Below are 19,417 nucleotides of genomic sequence, written 5' to 3'. Positions count from 1 at the left end.
GGGCCCCTTGTTACCCGATCAAAGTTCGCGTTGCGTGTCGGAAAATGCCGGGAACTTGTCAAGAAGCGCGGCGACGATCTTGCCGAAACCGATGCCCAGAGACGATTTCACCATCAACACGTCGCCCGGCACGACCGAGTTCAACACGTAGTCCGTCAATTCGTCCGTCTTTTCCCGGTATTCGACATGGACGCTTTCCGGCAGTGATTCCTTCAGCGCGGCCATTTCGGCCCCCGCGAGCCAGACATGTTCGATGCCGGCCGCGAGCAGCGGCCCGGCAAGGTCGGTGTGGACCTTCTCGGCATATTCGCCCATCTCGAGCATGTCGCCGAGCACGGCGATACGGCGTCCGCGGCCGGTCGGCTCGGCCGCCGCCAGCAGCGCGATCGCCGCGCGCATCGAGGCCGGATTGGCATTGTAGCTCTCGTCGATCAGCGTGAAGCTGCCCTTGCCGCCGCCGATCGAAAGCCGGTGGCGCTTGCCCCTGCCCTTTTCCGGTTTCAGCGTCGCAAGTGCGGCGATCGCCTTCTCGATGTCGGCGCCGACGATCCTGACGACGCCGAGTGCGGCCAGCGCATTCTCGGCGATGTGGCGGCCCGGCGCGCCGAGCGCCACCTCCAGCGTTTCGCCGCCGATCGTCAGCCACAGCGTCGAATTCTCGTCCGAGCCGTTGAACTCCGCGAGCCGGAATTCGGCTTTCGCATGCTGCCCGAAGGAATGGATCTGCTCGATGCCGAGCGACTGCGCCGTCCGGTCGAGGAAATTGAACTGGTCGTTGTCACGGTTGAGCACGACATGGCCGCCAGGCTCCAACCCCTCGAAGATCTCGGCCTTGGCGGCGGCGATCTCCTTGATGCTCTTGAAATTGCCGAGATGGGCCGGCGCGATCGTCGTGATGACGGCGACATGAGGGCGGATCATCGCCACCAGCGGCCGGATCTCGCCCGGATGGTTCATCCCGACTTCGAAGACCCCGTAATCGGTATCGTCAGGCATGCGCGCCAGCGTCAGCGGCACACCCCAGTGATTGTTGAAGGAGGCGACGGAGGCATGCACCTTACCGGAGGGCGACAGCACGTGCCGCAGCATCTCCTTGGTGGTGGTCTTGCCGACCGAACCGGTGACGGCGACGATCTTTGCCCGCGACCGCTCGCGCGAAGCCTGCCCGAGACGCACGAGTGCTGCGAGCACGTCGTCGACGACGATCATCGGCACCGTCAGGCGGCCCATGGCCGGAAGTCTCGCTTCGCTGACGACGAGAAGGGCAGCACCGTTCGCCATCGCCATCGACGCATAATCGTGACCGTCGACGCGGTCGCCCTTGATTGCGAAGAAGGCTTCGCCCGGGCCGATCGAGCGGCTGTCGATGGAAATGCCGGTGATGCCTTCGGGCAGAGTGCCGAAGGGGCGCCCCGCCATCGCTGCGATCATGTCTTCGGTCGTCCAGAGCCAGCTCAAGATTTCAGTTCCTCCAAGGCCTTGCGCACCTCCGCATGATCGGAGAACGGCAATGTGACGCTCCCGACTGTCTGCCCCTCCTCATGCCCCTTGCCGGCGACGATCAGCGTATCGCCCGATTTCAGCATGCCGACGGCTTCGCGGATCGCCGTGGCGCGGTCGCCGATCTCGGAGGCGCAGCCTGCCGCCGCCATGATCTCCGCCCGGATTGAGGCCGGCTCTTCCGAGCGCGGATTGTCGTCGGTGACGATGACGACATCGGCGAGACGGCAGGCGATTTCGCCCATGATCGGCCGCTTGCCGCGGTCGCGGTCGCCGCCGCAGCCGAAGACGACGACGACGCGGCCGGTCGTGAAGGGCCGGACCGAGCTCAGCACATTTTCCAGCGCATCCGGCTTATGGGCATAATCGACATAGGCAAGCGCGCCGTCCTTGGTGTGGCCGACGAGTTCGAGACGGCCGGAGGCGCCGACGAGCTTTTCGAGCGCGGCCATCGCAGCCTTCGCCGACACGCCGGTCGACATGGCAAGTCCTGCCGCGACCAGCGCGTTGGCGACCTGGAAATCACCGGCCAGCGGAATATCGACCTCGAAGATCTCGTCGCCGATATGGATCTCCGCCGTCTGCTTGTGGCGGAAATGCTCGACGCGTTTCAGCGTGAGGTAGTCGCCCTTGCGCCCAACGGTGCGGACATCGTGACCGGCATCGGCCGCAGCCTGGATCGCCTGTGCTGACCAGGGATCGTCGGCAAAGATCACCGCCGGCGCGCCCTTCGGCAGCAGCGTATCGAAAAGCCGCATCTTGGCGGCCATATAGGCCTCGACGGTGGGATGATAATCCATGTGGTCGCGGCCGAGATTGGTGAAGGCTGCGGCGGCGAGCTTGACGCCATCGAGCCGGCACTGGTCGAGGCCGTGGCTGGAAGCCTCCATCGACGCATGCGTGACGCCTTCGTCGGAAAGCTCGGCGAGCAGCTTGTGCAGGGAAACCGGATCAGGCGTCGTCAGCGCGCCATATTCGTTGCGCGTCGGGGAGACCACGCCCGTCGTGCCGATCATCGCGGCCGCATGGCCCGCATGCGCCCAGATCTGCCTGGTGAAAGAGGCAACGGAGGTCTTACCCGCCGTACCGGTGACGGCGACCATGATGCCCGGCTGCCTGCCATAGAAATGCGAGGCGGCGACGGAAAGGAAGCGACGCGGCTCCTGGACGGCAAGCACCGGGATGGAAGCCTCGACGGCTTGGGAAGCGATCGCGACGGCAGCCCCCCGGCTTGCGGCATCGGCGATGAAGCCCGCGCCGTCCGCCTTGGTACCGGCGACCGCGACGAAAGCGTTGCCCGGCGCCACCTTGCGGCTGTCCGAAGACAGGCCTGAAATATCAAGCAAGCCTGCCGGGCCTTCGAGCTGTGCTTCAAGTTCCGGAAACTGATCTCCGGCCAGGTCTCGCAATTTCATCGAATGCACTTTTCTCTCTTGAAGCCGGTTCACCCCTCGCGAATCGGCGCCGATATTCATTCACGCTCAATAAGACACCAACAAGGCCGATCCGCCCTCCCCAAATTTCGGCTCGATGCCGAGAATGGGGGCGGCGCGGCGGATGATCTCGCGGGCAATCGGGCCGGCCGTACCGGCGGAGATCGTTCCGCCATACTGCTTTTCGCCGGTCTTCGGCTCGTCGCAGAAGGTGATGACGGCATATCGGGGGTTGTCGATCGGGAAGGCGGCGATGAAGGAATTGAAGTTCAGCGTCGAGGAATAACGTCCGTTCACCACCTTGTCGGCCGTGCCGGTCTTGCTGCCGACGCCGAAGCCCGGCACGCGGGCCACGCGCCCGGAGCCCTTGTAACCGTTGAAATCGAGGAGATAGCGGACCGCGTCGCTGGTCGACTTCTTGAGGACCTGCGTGGCGATCTGATCAGCCTGTTGGCGCGTGCGCGGCAGGAATGTCGGCTCGATCAGCTTGCCGCCGTTGACAAGAGCGGCCGCCGCCACGCCGGTCTGCAGCGCCGTCGTCGAAACGCCGTGGCCGAAGGAAATCGTGATCGAATTGATCTTCTTCCAGACGCGCGGCTGGCTCGGCATCTTCACTTCGGGCAGCTCGGTCTGCATTTTCGTCAAGAGGCCGAGCTTGGTCAGATAGTCCTTCTGCGAATCGATGCCGACGAGGTCGATGACGCGCGCCGTGCCGATGTTGGAGGAATACTGGAAGATTTCGGGAACGGTCAGCCAGCGGCGCTGCCCGTGAAAGTCATGGATGGTGAAGCCGCCGATATAAATCGGTTTGCTGGCGTCGAAGGTGTCGGACATCTTCACCTTGCCGCTGTCGAGCGCCATCGCCAGCGAGAAGGTCTTGAAGGTCGACCCCATTTCGAAGGTGCCGTTGGTCATCCGGTTGAGCCAGCCTTCCTTGGCGCCCTCCTGCGGATTGTTCGGATCGAAGTCCGGCGCCGATGCCATGCCGAGCACTTCCCCGGTATGCACATCGATGACGGCGGCGCCTGCGCCCTTGGACTGGAAATTGTTGACGGCGTTGACGACCGCATCGCGGACGATGTTCTGTACGCGCAGATCGATCGACAGCCGCACCGGCTCCAGCGGCTGATCGCTGGTCATGCCGACGGAGGCGAGATCGGCAAGCCCCTGGTCGTCGATATATTTCTCCATGCCGGCCACACCGCGGTTGTCGATGTTGACGTAGCCGAGGATATGCGCGGCGGTCGCCCCGCCCGGATAGAAGCGGCGCTTCTCCGGCCGGAAGCCGATGCCGGGAATGCCGAGCGCCAGGATCTGGCTCTGCTGCTTCGGCGTCAGCTGCCGGCGCAGCCAGGCGAAATGCGAGGTCTTGACCGAGAGCTTCTTATAGGTGTCCCGGGCGTCGAGCTCGGGCAGCACGGTCGAAAGCTTCTCCACCGCCTCATCGACGTCGACGATCTTGTTCGGCTCGGCAAACAGCGAGACGGTGCGGATATCGGTCGCCAGCACCTCGCCGTTGCGGTCGAGAATATCGGGGCGCGACGCCATCAGCCGGTCGGGCGGCAGGATGCTGGAGACGACCTCCTGATCCTTCATCGCATATTCGACCAGACGGCCGCCGATGACGGCGTAGACGCCCATGAAACCCATGATCAGCAGACCGACGCGGCTTTTCGCCTGCCCGGACTTTTTCTTGCGCGACCCCTCGATCGCCAGACCGGCGGAAGGGCCGCCGAAGCGGTTATAGACGCCGGCGGAGAAATGCGCCTGGCTCTTCAGGACCATGATGCGAGAAAGAAACGACATTATTCTACCGACCCCGTTTCGATCTCGTCTGCTTCATCTTCCACGACGCCATGCTGCGTTACGCCGCCGCGTGGAGCGGGCGTCGGAACGGGCTGAGTCTTTGCGGCACCTTTGGCGCTGGCCACGGTCGTGCCCTTGGCGCCGGCCTCGGCCGCGCCTTTGGCGCTGGCCTTGGCCTCCGTCACATCGGGCACGGGAACCTCCGATTTCAGCATCGGCAGCTCCTTGGCATGCACGAGCGCCGTCGATTCCGTCGGCTGCAGCTGCAGCTCGGCATTATAGGCATTGACCAGCCGCTCCAGCCGGTTCGGCTGCGATTGCAGCGCCCAGTCGGCCTTGAGAAGGTCGATCGTATCCTTCTCGAGCTTGATCTCGGCTTCGAGGCGATGAACCTCCTCGAGCTTCAATTCGGCGCGATGCTTGATCGTGTAGGTGACGGCGGCAGCTGCCGTCATGACGCCGATGAGCACGAGATCGAACGTCTTCAGCATATCAACCTCCAAGCTTTCCGAGAGTGGCAAGATTGGGAAACCCGAAGAGCGACATATCAGCCGCCTCGGCGGCGGCATCGGTCCTCAAGCCGGCGCGCAGCTTGGCGGAGCGGGCGCGCGGATTGGCCTCGGCCTCCGCCTCGCTTGCCGAAACCATCGGCTTGCCGATCGCCGTGAACGTCGCCGCCCGCTCATGCGCGGCCGGCAGGTGCCGCGATCCCGTCGCCTTGCCGGCGCGGTCGGAGAAGAATTTCTTGACGATGCGGTCTTCGAGCGAATGAAAGGTGACGACGACGAGGCGCCCGCCGGGCTTCAGCGCTCGCTCCGCCGCAAACAGCGCCTGCGCCAGCTCGCCGAGCTCGTCATTGACGAAGATGCGCAGGGCCTGGAAGACGCGCGTCGCCGGATGGATCTTGTCCTTCATCTTGCGGGGCGTGACCAGTTCGATGAGACCGGCGAGATCGCGCGTCGTTTCGAAGGGCTTTTCCTCGCGCCGCTTCTCGATCGCATGGGCGATACGCGGCGCCTGATTTTCTTCACCCAGAAAATGGAAGATGCGAATGAGGTCGGCGACCTTGGCGCGATTGACGACATCGGCGGCCGAAACGCCTGCCGCCGACATGCGCATGTCGAGCGGTCCGCTCTTCTGGAAGGAGAAGCCGCGCTCGGCTTCGTCGATCTGCATGGAGGACACGCCGATATCGAGCACGACGCCGTCGAGCCCGCCCTGCGGCGCATGATCGGCAAGATGCGAGAATTGCGAATGGATGAGCCGAAGACGGCCGCCATGGGCGGCGACCATCGCTTGGCCTGCCGCAATCGCACTGGGGTCGCGATCGAGCGCGATCACCTCGGCGCCGGCCGCGAGGATGGCCGAGCTGTAACCGCCCGCACCGAACGTACCGTCGAGGATGAGCTTGCCGGGTGCGGGCGCCAGCGCCGCAAGGACTTCATCGAGAAGAACAGGAATGTGACGAACCGGTCCGCCACCGGCATCAGTTGAACCTCCGCCAGGATTCGCCACCATTCCGTTCCCTCGTCCTTTCAGGAACGCTTGCCCGCCAGCTTGCGCTCCCCTCGTGCCTGCGCCTGCGCGGCCTGAAATGCCAGCGGCTGCCAGAGCTGAAAATGATCCGCCCGACCAACGAAGGTCACCTCGTCCGAAATGCCGGTGAAGTCGCGGATGAAATCCGTCACCATCAACCGCCCCTCGGCGTCGAGCTTCATGAAGACCCCGCCTCCGTGGATCAGAAGCGACATCGCATTCGCATCCGGCGAAAACGGATCTTCCGCAGCGATCTGCCGTTCGAACCTTTCGAGAAGATCCGGACCGCCGACGCTGATCGCCGGAAACACAAAATCCTGGAAGCAGTAAAGCTCCTGGACGTTGCGCTGCGCCAGCACGGAACGGAATGCCGAAGGCACGGAAACCCTGCCCTTGGCATCGATCCTGTTGGTCGCGTTCGATAGGAAGCGGCTCATGACACGAAACATCCGTTCCCGCAGGGATCCGGACATCATTGAAACGCCCGAAACTCCCAATATCAGGCACAGCTTCGCAAGCCGGATGAGCTAAATCCCACCCGACGCTTCCGGAACGGAAGACGCCTTTGCTTTGCGATAAATGGGCAAATGATTGCCCTGGTGCAGTGCGCATTTGGGATAGCATGGGACCATATGGGCGTCAATGGGATACACCCATTTCGCAACGGGCGCATGATCAAACATTTATAAGCTGTTAAGTTTAACAAAGGGTTAGCATTGCCATTTTGCAAATGACACGCATTGGTGGCGCCGAACAAATATACATCCGCTAGCTGTATGAATACCAGCTTGAAAACGCTCTGTTTCAGGGGCTTAGAATGGAAATCCGAGCCCTGCCGCGGCTCGGATGATAATCGCCAGTTGGCCTGTAAGCCGGGTTCTGTATGGCTCCGGCGTGAACCGGAACGTGGCAGCCATTCCTCTGGGACAGCGCTCGCACGCTGCCTCACGCAACCCACCCGGATGACTGGCCTGGAAACCGGCCGGAGAACCTTTCGGCCCGCCGCGTCATCCCTATTCGGTCTTGCTCCCGGTGGGGTTTACCGTGCCATTTCCGTTGCCGGAGATGCGGTGGGCTCTTACCCCACCCTTTCACCCTTACCTGTCATGACAGGCGGTTTGCTTTCTGTGGCACTTTCCCTGAGGTCGCCCTCGCCGGACGTTATCCGGCACCGTGTTTCCGTGGAGCCCGGACTTTCCTCACCCTACCGCCTTTCGGCATTGGTAAAGCGCGGCTGCCCGGCCAACTGGCAGGGCTCCCATAAACGAGAGAGCCCGCAATTACCACAGAAAATATGGGCGGCAGCCTTAACGGAAATAAGGTGTGAAATCCGTGGAATAGCCCTGTTCGCTGATTCTGCCTGACAAAAGCAGCTCGGCCCCAAGCCTGCCGATTTCGTCCGAACTCTTGGCCGAGGTCCCGGCGCAGCCCGTCAGCACCGCGATTCCCGGCGATGAGCTGTAGCCGATCATCGGATAGCCGCTTTCGGTGAGCGAGACGACGCAGGCGGCCGTCGAGATCGAAAGCGGCGCCATATCGGGAACGATGCCGGCAACGATGCGCTTGAGATAGGCGCGCACGGTCTCGCGCCCCTCGGTCCTGAACCAGGCGCGCATCTCGGCATCGTCGCCGAGCACCAGATCATCCGGGTCGCCGCCGATCTTCAGGTAATATTTGCCGTCGGGATAACGGATCGGCGGCAGCAGATAGATGTGGATGCCGGGCACGTCGAGGATGAGCGACGGCATTGCAGCCAAGCGGAGCGCGTCGGCTTCGCTTACTTCGAAAAGCGTGACCGTCCGGCCATAAACCGTCATGGCAACAGGCCGCGGCAACAGATTCCGGGCAATGGAAAATCCGCCCGCCGCCAGCAGCACCTTTTCAGCGCAGTAGGTCATTCCGCCGGCGGTCTCGACAGTCGCCAGTCCACCCTGCTCACGGATCGAAACGGCATGGTCCTTGATGACCGTGGCGCCCGCCTTTTCCGCTAGCAATGATTGTGCCTTCACCAGTTTGCGCGGACTGATATGTCCGGCGCCCCTCACCTCGAAGACTCCGGCAGCCGCGTCGGGAAAGGCGAAGAAGGGAAACGCCGCCTTCAGTCCGCTGCCGTCGAGATGGCTGGTCTCGACGCCGAGCGAGACCGCGGCTTGCCGGGTTCGCTCCAGATAATCGCTTCCATCAGGCGCGACGACGACGCAGCCGACTTCGCGATAGAAGTCGATCCCGCTCTCGCGCGCGATCTCGCCGTAACGGGCGATCGAACGATTGGCGAGCAGCGCCCAGTTGCGGTCGGGATCGATGGTGCGGGTGATGCGGCCCTCGTCGTAATGGCTGGCGAAGACGCCGTTATGCGCCTTGCGATCAGCAGGCTCGTCCGGGCCGATCACCGCGACGCCTTCCACTTGGCGCGCCAGATGCCGCGCGGCGGCAGCTCCCATCAGCCCGCGGCCGACGACGATATATTTGAAATCGACTGCCATGATATTCCTCTAGAGCATGTCGCGCAAAACTGTGCAGCGGTTTTGCGGCAACGACATGCGTGAAAAAACAAAAGCTAAAGCGCAACGAACGAATCTGAAAGATCTCGATGCGCTTAGGCAAAGACTGGCGCCAGCTCGCGGCCGAAATCCTCGTCCCCGAGCCGTCCTTCCCTGAGAAGCACGGCGCCCAGACGCCCGAGTTCGTCGGAGGATTTGGCGGCGACGAAATTGCCGCCGGTCAGCACCGCGATGCGCGGCGACTGGGTGAATCCGGCATAGGGATAGCCGGTCGGCGTGAAATTTGCCACGCACGGCCCCGAGGTGACCGGGCAGCCGGCAAGCGCCGGCATCAGCTGCAGGGCGATTGCCGAGAGATGATCGCGTTCGGCCGCACTGCCTTCGGAACGGAACCACGTGCCGGCATCCTCCAGCCGGCTGAAGGAAAGCGCTTCGGTATCGCCGCCGAGCTTCAGATAGGTCTTGCCGTCGGGATAACGCACCGGCGGCAGGATATAGATGTGATCCTCCTCCCGGTCGCCGAGCACGATGGTTGACGGCATGTCACCGAATACAGCCATCTCGCGCTCGCCCATTTCATAGAAGACGACCGTACGCGCCTTCACGCTGAGATCGAGGGGACGCGGCAGCAGGGCGTGAAAATTGCTGAAGCCGCCGGCTGCGACCAGCACGCGTTCGGCGGTGTAGCGAATATCGCCGGCCGTCACCTCGACATGGGAGCCCGCGTCGCGCACCGATGTCACGGTCTCTTCGATTAGAGAAACGCCGCCCCGTTCGGCAAGCCTCGCCTGCGCGCGCACCAGCGCCCGCGGGTTGATATGCCCGGCGCGCTTGCTCTCGAAATATCCGCTGAAATCGGAACCGACATTAAGATAGGGAAAACGCCGGCCGAGGTCTGCCGGCGCGACGATCTCGATATCGCTGCCGAGCGTCCGGCTGACGGTCTGCGCCCGGAGAAGAAAGTCCTGCTCGTCCCTGGGCGGCGGACCGGCAAAGAGGCAGCCGACTTCCGAAAAGAAGGAAATGCCGCTCTTCGCCTCGATGTCCCGGTAGCGGTCGAGCGCCCGGGCGGCGAAACTGCCCCAGGCGAGATTGCCATCGAAGGTGCGGGTGATGCGCGCTTCGTCATAATGGCTGGCAAAGACACCATGATGGGCCTTGCGTTCCTCGGGTTCCGGCGGGCCGATCAGCGCGATGTTATCGGCCATCGCAGAGAGATGCCGGGCGGCCGCGGCACCCATCATGCCGCGTCCGATGATGATGAACCTGAAATCGACTGCCATATCCCACCTCGCTAAATTCCAGCGATACCATGGCAATCATCTTGAATCATCCAGCTCTTGTCAGGAATAAGCGCTTCAGAGCATTGCGAGAACCTTGCCGCAATAGGACTTGGACACCGGGTTCATGCGCGTGGCGCCATGACCGGCATTGTATTTGAGGATGGTGTTGCAGGTCTCGCCACCACCGAGATTATGGGCGGCAGCCAGATATTTCATGCCGTACTTGATGTTGGTTTCCGGATCGAACAGGCCCTTGGCGCTGCCGGAATAGCCCATCATGCGGGCAGTTGCAGGCTTTATCTGCATCAGGCCGATTTCACCGTGGCTGCCGCGCGCATTCGGATTGAAATTGCTTTCGATACGGATGACAGCGGTCGCAAGCGCAACCGGTACATTATATTGGTTCGCATATTTGCTGATCAGTGCGGAATAGGAATTGCCGGAAACATTGGCAACGGGATAACCGCTCTGGCGCTCGACCGTCTTCAGTGTGCGTTCTGCCGTCTTGAGCGGACGCTTCGCCGGCTTGACCGAACGCTCCGCTTTCTTCAACGGACGCTCTGTATTCTTCGAAGGACGCTCGACTTTCTTCACCGGCGCATCAGCTCGCACACCCCAATCATTCGCAAAGGCAAAGCTATTTCCGGCCAGCATCATGCCAGCGCATGTTGCAGCAACAACAATCAGTTTTCTCATGTAGTCTTGAACACTCCGACCCAAAGAATTTCCGGACGGCGCGCCTCGCTGTCACAATGAATACCAGATCAATGACCGATCTGGATTCGCGGCAATTCTTATCGTTTCACATAGCGCCCGTGGTTTAACTCGAAAACAGCCCCGAGTACCGCTTGGCGGAGGTTCTTAGACCATCGCAATGAGGAGATAATAGGGAAATGATGTGGCAGGCCGAATTTCGCGCTGCAGTGCGAAATTCGGCGTTTCAGTAATTGCCGAGGAATCAAGAATAACGCGGCAAAGCCGACAGTAGCCGGTGCAGCGTGTCGATCGTCGAGAAATCGGCGATGCCATCTATCCGTTCGGGCCGAAAATGCCGCTGGAAAGCCTCCACGTCACCTGCCGTTTTTTCTGAAAATTGCCCCGTGATTTCAGTGCCGTAACCATAGAGCGACAGCATCGACTGCAGTGCTTCGACGGGTTGGCCGGCATCGCCGCACTGGAAGAAGCGTCCGCCAGTGATCGTTGCCGGCTCGACCCAGTGCCCGATGCCCGCCCGGTGGAGCTCCGCCCAGGGGAATTTTTCACCCGGATCAACCTTGCGAATCGGGGCGACATCGGAATGCCCGAGCACCCTTTCCGGCGCGATCGACCAACGTTTGACACAGTCGCGACACAATTCGATCACCGCGGCGATCTGCTCTTTCGGAAAGTCGGGAAGGCCGCCGGGATGACCGGCATTGGCGATTTCGATGCCGATCGACAGCGAATTGATATCGTTCTCGCCGTGCCAGCTGCTTTTGCCCGCATGCCAGGCGCGCCGCGCCTCCGGAACCAGCTGGATCACCTCGCCATTCTCGTGCACGAAATAATGGCTGGAAACCTGGCTCTCGTCCCGACAGAGCCAGTCGAGCGCGCCCTCCGGCGTCGGCATGCCGGTATAGTGCAGCAGGATCATGTCGGGACGGCGTCCGTCCGCCCGCTCGCCGTGATTGGGCGACGGCCGCACGCGGGCACCTCGGTAATCGGCCTCGAAAGAGGTCATGCGGCGCGGCGTTCCTTCTCGATCGCCGCATAGGCTGCATTCAGCGCCGCCATGCGCTCATTGGCGATCACATGGAACTCCTTCGGTACGCCGCGCGAAACCAGCCGGTCAGGATGATGTTCGCTGACAAGGCCGTAATAGCGGCGGCGGATCGTCGGAAAATCGTCCGACGGCGATACGCCGAGCACCTTGTACGGATCGCCGCCGGACGAGACGTGGCGGGCGGCGATCTGCTCGAAGCGGATCTCGCTCATCTGGAAGATCTCTGCGATATGGCTGAGGAAATTCAATTCCTTCTCGTGGATCAGCCCATCGGCCTTGGCAATGTGGAAGAGACCGTCGAGCACATCTTCCAGCACCGGGCAATTGGCCGCGCAGGTAACGCAGAGCTTGGAAAGCCGCTCGGCATAGGCTTCGTAGCCGGCGACGTCCTGGCGCGCGAGATTATAGAGTCTCGCGACGTTCTTGGCCTGATCCTCGGGAAATTCGAAGATTTCGCGGAAGGCCTCGACCTCTTTCTCGCTCACGATGCCGTCGGCCTTCGCCATCTTGGCCGAAAGCGCGATGATCGCCACCGAAAAAGCCACCTTGCGCCGCGTTTCCGGATCGCCTTCGAAAACCGTCCGGATAGCCTCGACCACCGCGGAGAGCGCGTTGCCCGCGGTATTGCCAATGGCATTCAACAGTTTTTCCCAGAAGGACATCGAAAATCTCTCGCACGATAGTCAAGTATGAGAAAATCAGCTTGACCAAAGAATCGTAGCCTTTGCAAGGCGGCTATTGGTCGTAGGAGCGAAAACAGTTTTCACGATTCGGTAATTATTGCGCCGCAGCAAGCGATCGGTCGCTTTCGCCTGATCTGGCGTGAGCGGGATAGCCGTCGCCATCCTCGCTCAATGCTTAACCGCCGATTTCCACAAACAGTTCCCGATCGGCAGCGCGTGCTTGAAACGATTATATCGCCGCTTCCCGCCGGCTTTGCCGTTTAACTCGGCCAAAAGGCAGGTTTTTCGTAAATTCTTTACTTTACAGGGCCCTCTCCCTGCCGCATCCATGCGCTAGCTAACGCTGCCGCACTGGGCACCATAGGAGGGAAATCATGGCCAAACAGAAAGTCGCAATGCTGACCGCCGGAGGCCTGGCGCCCTGTCTTTCCTCCGCCGTCGGCGGCCTTATCGAACGTTACAGCGACGTGGCGCCCGAGATCGATATCGTCGCCTACAAGTCCGGCTACCAGGGCGTGCTGCTCGGAGACCGCATCGAGATCAGCCGCGACATGCGCGAGAAGGCACCGCTCCTGCATCGCTACGGCGGCTCGCCGATCGGCAACAGCCGTGTCAAGCTCACCAACGCCGCCGACTGCGTCAAGCGCGGCCTCGTCAAGGAAGGCGAGAACCCGCTCAGGGTCGCCGCCGAACGCCTCGCCGATGACGGCATCACCATTCTCCACACGATCGGCGGCGACGATACCAACACCACCGCCGCCGACCTTGCCGCCTATCTCGCCGCCAACGGTTACAATCTCACCGTCGTCGGCCTGCCGAAGACCGTCGACAACGACGTCGTGCCGATCCGCCAGTCGCTCGGCGCCTGGACGGCCGCCGAAGTCGGCGCGCATTTTTTCGACAATGTCAGCAACGAACAGACGGCCGCACCCCGCACCCTCGTCATCCATGAGGTGATGGGCCGCCATTGCGGCTGGCTGACGGCCGCCACCGCCCGCGCCTATCTCCAGCGCACCAGCGGCAACCAATATGTCGACGGCCTGATGATGGACGCGCATCTGAAAAGCATCGACGCCGTCTACCTGCCCGAAATGGCCTTCGACCTCGACGCCGAGGCCGCCCGCCTCAAGGACGTCATGGACCGCACCGGCCACGCCACCGTCTTCGTGTCGGAAGGCGCCTGCCTCGATGCCATCGTCGCCGAGCGGGAAGCAGCCGGCGAGACCGTCAAGCGCGACGCCTTCGGCCATGTGAAGATCGACACGATCAATGTCGGCGCATGGTTCCAGAAGCAGTTCGCCAATCTTCTGAACGCCGAGCGCTCGCTGGTGCAGAAGTCGGGCTATTTCGCCCGCTCGGCCCCGGCCAATGGCGACGATCTCAGGCTGATCCAGAGCATGGTCGACCTCGCCGTCGAAAGCGCGCTCAATAAAGTCTCCGGCGTCACCGGCCACGATGAAGCGCAGAACGGTAAATTGCGCACTATAGAATTCCCGCGCATCAAGGGCGGCAAGGCTTTTGACCTGTCGACGGCATGGTTTGCCGAAGTCATGGACAATATAGGCCAGAAATACAAAGAAGCGTGATTGACGGATGGTTAATATGATGTCTTTGCTTATTCCTGAGGAATAGGAGGAGACACCATGTCGCTTGAAGCCTGGCTCGCTTTTGCGGCCGCATCCGCCATCATGCTGGCCATTCCGGGGCCGACGATACTGCTCGTCGTCTCCTATGCGCTCGGCCATGGCCGCCGCACCGCGCTTGCAACGGTCAGTGGCGTGGCGCTTGGCGACTTCACGGCGATGACGGCTTCCCTCTTCGGTCTCGGCGCGGTGCTGGCGGCCTCCGCCACCCTCTTCACCGTCCTGAAGTGGATTGGCGGCGCCTACCTGATCTGGCTTGGAATCAAGCTTTGGCGGGCTCCGGTGATCGGTGAACCCGTCGCCGACAACGACAATCTGCCTGAGGAAAAATCGCTCAGGATCTTCCTCCACGCCTACGTCGTCACCGCCCTCAATCCGAAGAGCATCGTCTTCTTCGTCGCCTTCGTGCCTCAGTTCCTCAATCCGGCCCTGCCCTTCCTCGGACAGATGGCGATCATGGAAGCGACCTTCCTCGTGCTGGCGATCCTCAACGCCGCCACCTACGCATTTCTCGCCCACTCCGCTCGCGGACTGATTCGCAAGGCAAGCGTCCAGCGCGCCGTAAACCGCACCGGCGGCACGCTGCTGATCGCCGCAGGCGCGGTAACGGCCGGGTATCGCCGTATTGCAGCGTAGAAACATTCCGTGGTTGCCGGAATGCAACGAATAGGTTAATGGGGTCGTCAGGTTTAAGCTTTTTAGTAACTTTTATAACGCTGCCGGGGCGGCGCGATTTCACGAAAGTGACGGAATGGTAGCGATCGGATTGTCCGGCCTGAAACGCAGTCTTGTCGTTTCTACGGTGCTCTGCTGCGGCGTGATGACCGGCTGCACGAGCGTCGAATACACCTCTCAGGCCGAACTGACAGCTCTCCAGACCGTTGTGCCGACACCCAAGCCCGGCGAAGACGCCATGCTTGCCGCGGTTCCCACGGCAGAAGGCGCTGCCGGCCAGGCAGTCGCCGGCGCTGTCCTTCCCCAGGCGCAGGCAGGTCCGTCGCTGACGGCAACGGCGATGCCGGCGGTCAGTGCTTCTCAGCCCGCCGATCTCACCATGCAGGCAGGCATGCAGCCGGCAGCCTATGCGCAAATCCCGCTGACGCCCGAAATGACCGCCATTCAGTCCGTCGTGCCGACGCCGCGCCCGGGCACGCCGGCGCAGCCGGCAACGCAGCTTGCCTTTGCCGCCACCCCGCAGAACAGCGCGCTGGCAGCTCTTGCCGCGGTCGACACCACGCCGCGCTCCATGGATTACGGCTTCGACGAATCCGGGCCGATCGATCCGCCGACGGCGCCGCCGATGTTCAGCGACGACGACAAGGACGATGCGCCGACCGTCGAGAAGAGCTTCGTCTCCAAGCTGATCCAGAAATATTCGAAACTCTACGAAATTCCCGAAACGCTGCTCCACCGCGTCGTCCATCGCGAGAGCCGCTACAATCCGAAGGCCTACAACAAGCGCGGCTATTTCGGCCTCATGCAGATCAAATACAACACCGCCAAGTCGATGGGCTATGACGGTGCGCCGGGCGGCCTCTTCGACGCCGAGACCAACATCAAATATGCCGCGAAATATCTGCGCGGCGCCTGGCTCGTCTCCGACAGCAAGGAAGACGACGCCGTGCGCCTCTATGCGCGCGGCTATTACTACGACGCCAAGCGCAAGGGCATGAACGACATTGCCCAGGGCAATTACTGACATCGACGATTGAGACAAGCGCGCCGGCCTATGGCTGCGCTTGCGTGCGTTGCTGTGATCCGGCCTGCTGCTGCGGCGCACCGGACGGCGGCAAGGCCGCCAGGATCGCCTTGAGAAGCGTGCGCGGCCGATAGTCGAGCCAGGATGGCGTCAGTCCGAGCCGGACGACGACAAGATTGGCGGACGGCACGATCGCCATGCTCTGTCCATCATGCCCCGACAGCCAGAACGTGTCCTCCGGCAGCCCGAACGCGGCGCTTGAGCCGCCGCCGGGCGCGAGCCAGGCCTGGCCCTGCGTGTACTGGCCGTTGGAGGCCGCCGTCGGCGTGCGCATGGCGCCGACGAACCCCTCCGGCAACAGCCGCCGGCCGTTCCACACACCGTCCTGCAGCAGGAATTGCCCGAAGCGGGCCCAGTCATGCGCCGTTGCATAGAGATAGGAGCTTCCGGCGAAGGTCCCGCGCGCATCGAGTTCGAACACGGCGCTTGTCATGCCGAGCGGCGCAAACAGCGCATCATGCGGATAGGAAAAGGCCGCCTGCGCATTGCCGACCCTGTCCATCCAGATGCGCGACAGGAGCACCGCCGTGCCGCTCGAATAGCGGAACCGCTTGCCGGGCGCGGCCTCCATCGGCGCATTGGCCGGCAGCGATACCATATCGGGGTCGAGATAAAGCATGCGCGTCACGTCGGCGACATCGCCATAATTCTCGTTGAAGGCAAGGCCGCTCTCCATGCCGAGCAGGTCGGAGACCTTGATCTTGGCGCGGGCATCGTCCTTCCACTGCGCCAGCAGATGATCGTCGTCGAAGGAGATCTTGCCGTCGAGCATCAGCCGGCCGAGGATCGCCGCATTCACCGTCTTCGTCATCGACCAGCCGATCAGCGGTGTCGTCGCCGAGAAGCCGGGGCCATAGGCTTCGGCCACGATGCGGCCATCGCGCACCACGACGATCGCCCGCATCGCCGGGCCGGCAAGCCTGGCATCGGCGAGCACCGCGGCAATCTTCCCGTCGGCATCGCCGACGCCCTCGCCTTGCGGCCAGGAGGCATCACTCGTCTCCATCCTGGCCGGCGGGTCGAAAGGCACAGCCTTCTCCGCCGCCTCGAAATCGCCGTCCGGCACGCTCGTGCAGCCGAGCCCATTGCGATAGAGCGCATAACTCGATGCGAACAGCCCCATGAAGCGCGCCGTCACCCGGCCGTTGTCATGATCGACGCTGACGCGCACCAGCCGCAGCAGCGGGTTTCCCGGCGCCTGCACGTCGTCCTCCAGCACATCGTCGGCATTGCGGCCGGCGATGAAGACATTGGAGCAGACGATCTTGGCGGCATAGCCGTCGCCGACGCGCAGAAGCTCCGGCGGCCGGACGGATAGCCAGGCGGCGCCGGCAACGACGACGAGAACGAGAAGGAGAGCAAGCGCCTTCAGGACACGCAGCACAAATCGCATGGCATTCCTCCGAATGCCCGGAGAGAAGCAGGAATTCCGCCCGCCGGAAAGGGGGCGGCGCAAAGAAGATCCGTCCCCCCGATCACTTTCCGAGGAGGAGGATCCTTTCGAACGGCGCAGGCCCACAGCCCACGTCATCAAACTGTAGCAGTGGCGCGCTACACGCCCTGAACGCTAAAAAGGTGACAGACTCATGTCGGAATTTGCACCGGATGCCGGCTTCCGCAAGAACCGGAAACTCAAGGACGCCCTTCTCCGCCACAAGGCTTTTTCGAAGGATGGTTTTTCCGAGCGTCTCTTCGGTCTGCTCTTCTCCGGCCTCGTCTATCCGCAGATCTGGGAGGATCCGGATCTCGACATGCAGGCGATGGAGCTGAAGCCCAATCACCGCATCGTCACCATCGGCTCCGGCGGCTGCAACATGCTCGCCTATCTCTCCAAGGCGCCGGCCTCGATCGACGTCGTCGATCTCAACCCGCACCACATCGCGCTGAACCGCCTGAAGCTTGCCGCCTTCAAGCATCTGCCCGGCCATGCCGATCTCGTCCGCTTCCTGGCGATGCCGAACGAGAAGTCGAACAGCCGCGCCTACGACCGGCATCTCGCCGCCAGGCTCGACGAGGCGACCCGCAGCTATTGGAACGGCCGCAAGTTCGGCCGCCGCCGCGTCACCGTCTTCGACCGCAACATCTATGAAACCGGCCTGCTCGGCCGCTTCATCGGTGCGGCTCATCTTCTTGCCCGCCTGCATGGCGTCAAGCTGCGCGAAATGACCAAGACCCGCTCGATCCGCGAGCAGCGCCAGTTCTTCGACGAGCAGATCGCACCCCTGTTCGAAAAGCCGGTCGTGCGCTGGATCACCGGCCGCAAGAGCTCGCTCTTCGGCCTCGGCATTCCGCCGCAGCAATATGACGAGCTCGCAAGCCTTGCCGACGATCATTCGATCGCGCCGGTGCTGAAGCATCGCCTGGAAAAGCTCGCCTGTCATTTCCCGATGCGCGACAATTATTTCGCCTGGCAGGCCTTCGGCCGCCGCTATGCGGCCGCGGAGGAAGGCCCCTTGCCGACCTATCTGAAGCCGGAGCACTACGAAGTGATCCGCGCCAACGTCAATCGCGTCAACGTTCACCATGCAAGCTTTACCGAGCTTCTGGCCCGCGAGCCGGCTTCCTCGCGCGACCGCTACATCCTGCTCGACGCGCAGGACTGGATGACCGACGGGCAGCTGAACGACGTCTGGCGGGAAATCACCCGCACGGCGCGCGGAGGTGCGCGCGTGATCTTCCGCACCGCCGCCGAAAAGAGCATCATCGAAGGCCGCCTGTCTCCTTCGATCCGTGACCAGTGGGACTACTTCGAGGAGAAGTCGCGCGAGCTGACCGCGCTCGATCGTTCGGCGATCTATGGCGGCTTCCACATCTATGGGAAGAAGGCGTGAGCAAGGTCGGCGCCGAGACGGCAGGAAAGAGCGATCAACATGCCACTCTGATGGATAGCATGTACCGCTACCAGCGCCATATCTACGACCTCACCCGCAAATATTACCTCCTCGGCCGCGACAGAACGATCCGCAATCTCGACGTGCCTGATGGCGGCACTCTGCTCGAGGTCGGCTGCGGCACCGGCCGCAACATGGCGCTGGCCCACCGGCATTTCCCGACCGCCAAGCTGTTCGGCCTCGACATTTCCCAGGAAATGCTGATTTCCGCGCGCAAGACCTTCGCCACCAAGGCGACCATCCCGGAATTCCGCGTCGCCGACGCCACGGCCTTCACACCGCGCGAATTCGGCGTCAGCGGCTTCGACCGCATCCTCATTTCCTATGCCCTGTCGATGATCCCGGATTGGGAGCGCGCCGTCGATGCGTCGATCGCCGCACTCAATCCCGGCGGCCAGTTGCACATCGTCGATTTCGGCCAGCAGGAGGGCCTGCCGCGCTGGTTCCGCCGCATCCTCCAGTCCTGGCTCGCCAAGTTCCACGTCACCCCGCGCCGCGATCTGCGCGAGGTGCTGGAAGCCCAGGCCGAAGAGAACAAGGCGCGATTGGTCTTCGAAACCGTCGGCGGCGGTTATGCCTGGCGGGCGGCAATTATCAGCAAACGCTCATAATTCGCTTGA

General features: G+C 62.5%; 17 protein-coding genes and 1 other RNA gene. 5 read left to right on the top strand and 13 right to left on the bottom strand.

What is annotated here, in order from left to right:
* Nucleotides 1-18: 18 nt before the first annotated feature.
* From ATY77_RS30880 to ATY77_RS30825, 12 genes are all read right to left on the bottom strand, one after another.
* On the bottom strand, nucleotides 19-1,458 hold the full coding sequence (locus ATY77_RS30880; RefSeq protein ID WP_088690225.1) for a UDP-N-acetylmuramoylalanyl-D-glutamyl-2,6-diaminopimelate--D-alanyl-D-alanine ligase: 1,440 nt from the start codon (nucleotides 1,456-1,458) through the stop codon (nucleotides 19-21).
* Complete coding sequence (locus ATY77_RS30875; protein ID WP_190237717.1) at nucleotides 1,455-2,975, bottom strand: UDP-N-acetylmuramoyl-L-alanyl-D-glutamate--2,6-diaminopimelate ligase; 1,521 nt, start codon at nucleotides 2,973-2,975, stop codon at nucleotides 1,455-1,457. Before ATY77_RS30875 ends, ATY77_RS30880 begins: the two co-directional genes overlap by 4 nt.
* Before the next feature lie 6 nt (nucleotides 2,976-2,981).
* On the bottom strand, nucleotides 2,982-4,739 hold the full coding sequence (locus ATY77_RS30870; RefSeq protein WP_088690224.1) for a penicillin-binding protein 2: 1,758 nt from the start codon (nucleotides 4,737-4,739) through the stop codon (nucleotides 2,982-2,984).
* On the bottom strand, nucleotides 4,739-5,230 hold the full coding sequence (locus ATY77_RS30865; protein WP_088690223.1) for a hypothetical protein: 492 nt from the start codon (nucleotides 5,228-5,230) through the stop codon (nucleotides 4,739-4,741). Before ATY77_RS30865 ends, ATY77_RS30870 begins: the two co-directional genes overlap by 1 nt.
* A 1-nt stretch (nucleotide 5,231) precedes the next feature.
* Nucleotides 5,232-6,257 (bottom strand): 16S rRNA (cytosine(1402)-N(4))-methyltransferase RsmH, encoded by a 1,026-nt coding sequence (gene rsmH / locus ATY77_RS30860; protein WP_088690222.1) that lies wholly within the window; start codon nucleotides 6,255-6,257, stop codon nucleotides 5,232-5,234.
* A 17-nt stretch (nucleotides 6,258-6,274) separates the two neighbouring features.
* Nucleotides 6,275-6,712: a division/cell wall cluster transcriptional repressor MraZ gene (gene mraZ / locus ATY77_RS30855; RefSeq protein WP_245314410.1), complete on the bottom strand. Its 438-nt coding sequence runs from the start codon at nucleotides 6,710-6,712 to the stop codon at nucleotides 6,275-6,277.
* Nucleotides 6,713-7,127: 415 nt separating this feature from the next.
* Nucleotides 7,128-7,525: RNase P RNA component class A (rnpB, locus tag ATY77_RS30850), an RNA gene on the bottom strand.
* A 57-nt stretch (nucleotides 7,526-7,582) separates the two neighbouring features.
* Nucleotides 7,583-8,758 carry an FAD-dependent oxidoreductase gene (locus ATY77_RS30845; RefSeq protein ID WP_088690220.1) on the bottom strand — a complete coding sequence of 392 codons (1,176 nt, stop codon included), beginning with the start codon at nucleotides 8,756-8,758 and terminating at the stop codon, nucleotides 7,583-7,585.
* Between the two features lie 113 nt (nucleotides 8,759-8,871).
* Nucleotides 8,872-10,059, bottom strand: coding sequence for an FAD-dependent oxidoreductase (locus ATY77_RS30840; protein WP_088690219.1), 1,188 nt, complete (start codon nucleotides 10,057-10,059; stop codon nucleotides 8,872-8,874).
* A gap of 75 nt (nucleotides 10,060-10,134) precedes the next feature.
* Nucleotides 10,135-10,755: a lytic transglycosylase domain-containing protein gene (locus ATY77_RS30835; RefSeq protein WP_088690218.1), complete on the bottom strand. Its 621-nt coding sequence runs from the start codon at nucleotides 10,753-10,755 to the stop codon at nucleotides 10,135-10,137.
* A 262-nt stretch (nucleotides 10,756-11,017) separates the two neighbouring features.
* Nucleotides 11,018-11,779, bottom strand: a complete 762-nt coding sequence (locus tag ATY77_RS30830; protein WP_088690217.1) for an N-acetylmuramoyl-L-alanine amidase — start codon at nucleotides 11,777-11,779, stop codon at nucleotides 11,018-11,020.
* The gene (locus ATY77_RS30825; protein WP_088690216.1) at nucleotides 11,776-12,483 is read right to left on the bottom strand and encodes a DnaJ family molecular chaperone; all 708 of its coding nucleotides are present in this window, start codon (nucleotides 12,481-12,483) and stop codon (nucleotides 11,776-11,778) included. Before ATY77_RS30825 ends, ATY77_RS30830 begins: the two co-directional genes overlap by 4 nt.
* Before the next feature lie 395 nt (nucleotides 12,484-12,878).
* Here ATY77_RS30825 and ATY77_RS30820 point away from each other — a divergent pair, with 395 nt between their 5' ends.
* The 3 genes from ATY77_RS30820 (at nucleotide 12,879) to ATY77_RS30810 (ending at nucleotide 15,846) form a co-directional block, all read left to right on the top strand.
* Nucleotides 12,879-14,090, top strand: a complete 1,212-nt coding sequence (locus ATY77_RS30820; RefSeq protein WP_088690215.1) for a pyrophosphate--fructose-6-phosphate 1-phosphotransferase — start codon at nucleotides 12,879-12,881, stop codon at nucleotides 14,088-14,090.
* Between the two features lie 57 nt (nucleotides 14,091-14,147).
* Nucleotides 14,148-14,783 (top strand): LysE family translocator, encoded by a 636-nt coding sequence (locus tag ATY77_RS30815; RefSeq protein WP_088673224.1) that lies wholly within the window; start codon nucleotides 14,148-14,150, stop codon nucleotides 14,781-14,783.
* A gap of 115 nt (nucleotides 14,784-14,898) precedes the next feature.
* Nucleotides 14,899-15,846 carry a lytic transglycosylase domain-containing protein gene (locus tag ATY77_RS30810; protein ID WP_088690214.1) on the top strand — a complete coding sequence of 316 codons (948 nt, stop codon included), beginning with the start codon at nucleotides 14,899-14,901 and terminating at the stop codon, nucleotides 15,844-15,846.
* Between the two features lie 28 nt (nucleotides 15,847-15,874).
* Here ATY77_RS30810 and ATY77_RS30805 read toward each other — a convergent pair whose 3' ends face one another.
* A complete protein-coding gene (locus ATY77_RS30805) occupies nucleotides 15,875-17,299 on the bottom strand; it encodes a serine hydrolase (RefSeq protein ID WP_088690213.1) in 1,425 nt (474 codons plus the stop codon).
* 193 nt (nucleotides 17,300-17,492) lie between these two features.
* Here ATY77_RS30805 and ATY77_RS30800 point away from each other — a divergent pair, with 193 nt between their 5' ends.
* The gene (locus tag ATY77_RS30800; protein ID WP_088690212.1) at nucleotides 17,493-18,737 is read left to right on the top strand and encodes a DUF3419 family protein; all 1,245 of its coding nucleotides are present in this window, start codon (nucleotides 17,493-17,495) and stop codon (nucleotides 18,735-18,737) included.
* A complete protein-coding gene (locus tag ATY77_RS30795; protein ID WP_088690211.1) occupies nucleotides 18,734-19,408 on the top strand; it encodes a class I SAM-dependent methyltransferase in 675 nt (224 codons plus the stop codon). The genes ATY77_RS30800 and ATY77_RS30795 overlap by 4 nt, the downstream gene beginning before the upstream one ends.
* The last annotated feature ends 9 nt before the right edge of the window (nucleotides 19,409-19,417 follow it).

This window comes from Rhizobium sp. R634 (assembly GCF_002211305.1).
In the GTDB taxonomy this organism is placed as follows: domain Bacteria; phylum Pseudomonadota; class Alphaproteobacteria; order Rhizobiales; family Rhizobiaceae; genus Rhizobium.
Note: the sequence above shows the minus strand (reverse complement) of the source record. Positions and strands in the feature narration are given on the sequence as shown.

Excerpts from the sequence above, each read along its gene's own strand:
- ATY77_RS30825 (WP_088690216.1), bottom strand. The coding sequence starts at position 12,483 with ATGTCCTTCTGGGAAAAACTGTTGAATGCCATTGGCAATACCGCGGGC.
- ATY77_RS30875 (WP_190237717.1), bottom strand. The coding sequence starts at position 2,975 with ATGAATATCGGCGCCGATTCGCGAGGGGTGAACCGGCTTCAAGAGAGA.
- mraZ (WP_245314410.1), bottom strand. The coding sequence starts at position 6,712 with ATGAGCCGCTTCCTATCGAACGCGACCAACAGGATCGATGCCAAGGGC.
- ATY77_RS30800 (WP_088690212.1), top strand. The coding sequence starts at position 17,493 with ATGTCGGAATTTGCACCGGATGCCGGCTTCCGCAAGAACCGGAAACTC.
- rsmH (WP_088690222.1), bottom strand. The coding sequence starts at position 6,257 with ATGGTGGCGAATCCTGGCGGAGGTTCAACTGATGCCGGTGGCGGACCG.
- ATY77_RS30835 (WP_088690218.1), bottom strand. The coding sequence starts at position 10,755 with ATGAGAAAACTGATTGTTGTTGCTGCAACATGCGCTGGCATGATGCTG.
- ATY77_RS30830 (WP_088690217.1), bottom strand. The coding sequence starts at position 11,779 with ATGACCTCTTTCGAGGCCGATTACCGAGGTGCCCGCGTGCGGCCGTCG.
- ATY77_RS30815 (WP_088673224.1), top strand. The coding sequence starts at position 14,148 with ATGTCGCTTGAAGCCTGGCTCGCTTTTGCGGCCGCATCCGCCATCATG.
- ATY77_RS30870 (WP_088690224.1), bottom strand. The coding sequence starts at position 4,739 with ATGTCGTTTCTTTCTCGCATCATGGTCCTGAAGAGCCAGGCGCATTTC.
- ATY77_RS30820 (WP_088690215.1), top strand. The coding sequence starts at position 12,879 with ATGGCCAAACAGAAAGTCGCAATGCTGACCGCCGGAGGCCTGGCGCCC.
- ATY77_RS30840 (WP_088690219.1), bottom strand. The coding sequence starts at position 10,059 with ATGGCAGTCGATTTCAGGTTCATCATCATCGGACGCGGCATGATGGGT.
- ATY77_RS30845 (WP_088690220.1), bottom strand. The coding sequence starts at position 8,758 with ATGGCAGTCGATTTCAAATATATCGTCGTCGGCCGCGGGCTGATGGGA.
- ATY77_RS30805 (WP_088690213.1), bottom strand. The coding sequence starts at position 17,299 with ATGCGATTTGTGCTGCGTGTCCTGAAGGCGCTTGCTCTCCTTCTCGTT.
- ATY77_RS30865 (WP_088690223.1), bottom strand. The coding sequence starts at position 5,230 with ATGCTGAAGACGTTCGATCTCGTGCTCATCGGCGTCATGACGGCAGCT.
- ATY77_RS30810 (WP_088690214.1), top strand. The coding sequence starts at position 14,899 with ATGGTAGCGATCGGATTGTCCGGCCTGAAACGCAGTCTTGTCGTTTCT.